This is a genomic window from Ferdinandcohnia salidurans (assembly GCF_042680725.1).
In the GTDB taxonomy this organism is placed as follows: Bacteria; Bacillota; Bacilli; order Bacillales; family Bacillaceae_L; genus Ferdinandcohnia; species Ferdinandcohnia salidurans.
This window is the reverse complement of record NZ_JBHUEK010000042.1, coordinates 1-1,394: the sequence shown is the minus strand read 5'-3', so window position 1 is coordinate 1,394 and position 1,394 is coordinate 1. Positions and strand designations below refer to the sequence as shown.

Here is a 1,394-nt window from a genome sequence, read left to right as displayed (position 1 = left end):
ACTTTGGATCTTATTGGAAAAAAGGAGAATGGGGTAGTGACACGACCTTGTTCCCTTTTTTTTACTATTTAGTAATTTCCTAGTTTGCGTTCACTTTTTCTATTCTCTTTCTTGACTACTTCTTTCACCAAAGCGACATTTCCAAATGAAGGTTTTTTCTTCTTGATTGGAATAGGGATTTTTTGTCTTCCTTTTGATTTCTTCTTCCTTCTTATTCGTAATGTTTTATTAAAAGCACTTACAGACTTATAGAGATAAGTTTGTAAGATTCGAAAGAATTCCCAGGGTGTCTTTTTGGACCCTGTTTGTAGTTTCACGATGAGTGAGACTCCATATGCTATAAGAGCTAAAAACATTTGGTTCCAAATCCCTTGTGGCTTCGTGCTCCAGATCTTTGTTAATTTAAGATGCTGTTTTATCCATTTGAAGAATAATTCAATTACCCAGCGATTACGGTAGATATCCATTATTTGTTGATCAGTAAGGTCAAATCTAGTTGTTAAGATTCTATATGACCTCTCTTTTTCATCTTCAAATTCAATGTACCTGACTGGTATTTTTGATACACCGTATAATACTTTGGCATCTTGAATAACGGATGGGTGAGTTGGTTCATATTCTTCCAGTGTGTATAATCGTAAAGCCTTGGTAATCCGAACTACAAATGATATTTCTTTCTCTTGCCAATCCATTAGGTTTTTTCTTGATGGATAGCCACGATCCATTACGTAAGTGGCATCTGCATCTTCTATTAAAGCATCTGAACTTTCAAAATCACTGACTGTTCCCGTTGAGGGAACGATTTTGTCCGGAAATGCAACATCTGGCGAAACAACAACTAGTCTTGTGTGCATCTTAACGGCATTATGACCTTTTGAAATATAGGCCCAATTACAAAGGTTTTCCGGTAACCGAATCTCAGTAGAATCAACGATATTTAAACGACCAATTCCACATGGGAGCCCTTCACTAGTTTGCGTTAGTTGTTGAATTTTTTTAATCACTTTTAAAAAGAGTTTTTGAACCCATTCTGTTGGAAGTTCATTGATACGGCGACTTAATTGAGATCCACTTATCTCAGTTATATCGAGTTCTTTACGCAGTTTTGGATAAGCTTCTAACTTCTCCACCATATGCTCATATGAACTCCATTGATCTAACTGTGCAGACACGAAAATTTTCAACAAAGATTTGGTTGTAAGCTTATACTTCCCATAATCAATTAGAGGACAGTCAAAATCCTCTGTTGGGAGAAGCGATAAGCATTGACAAATGAGCATTTCACGGCCTATACTTTTATTACTCAAAGTAAAAACTCCTTTGTAGAAGACTTGTTTGTTTAGGGAACAAAACAAGGTCAACAACTTCTACAATAGGAGTTTTTTTCTTGTGCG

At 35.9% G+C, this 1,394-nt stretch carries 1 protein-coding gene; it reads right to left on the bottom strand.

The features are described 5' to 3' along the window. Positions 1–68: 68 nt before the first annotated feature. Positions 69–1,307 (bottom strand): IS4 family transposase, encoded by a 1,239-nt coding sequence (locus ACFSFW_RS24225; RefSeq protein ID WP_388042224.1) that lies wholly within the window; start codon positions 1,305–1,307, stop codon positions 69–71. Between the last annotated feature and the right edge of the window lie 87 nt (positions 1,308–1,394).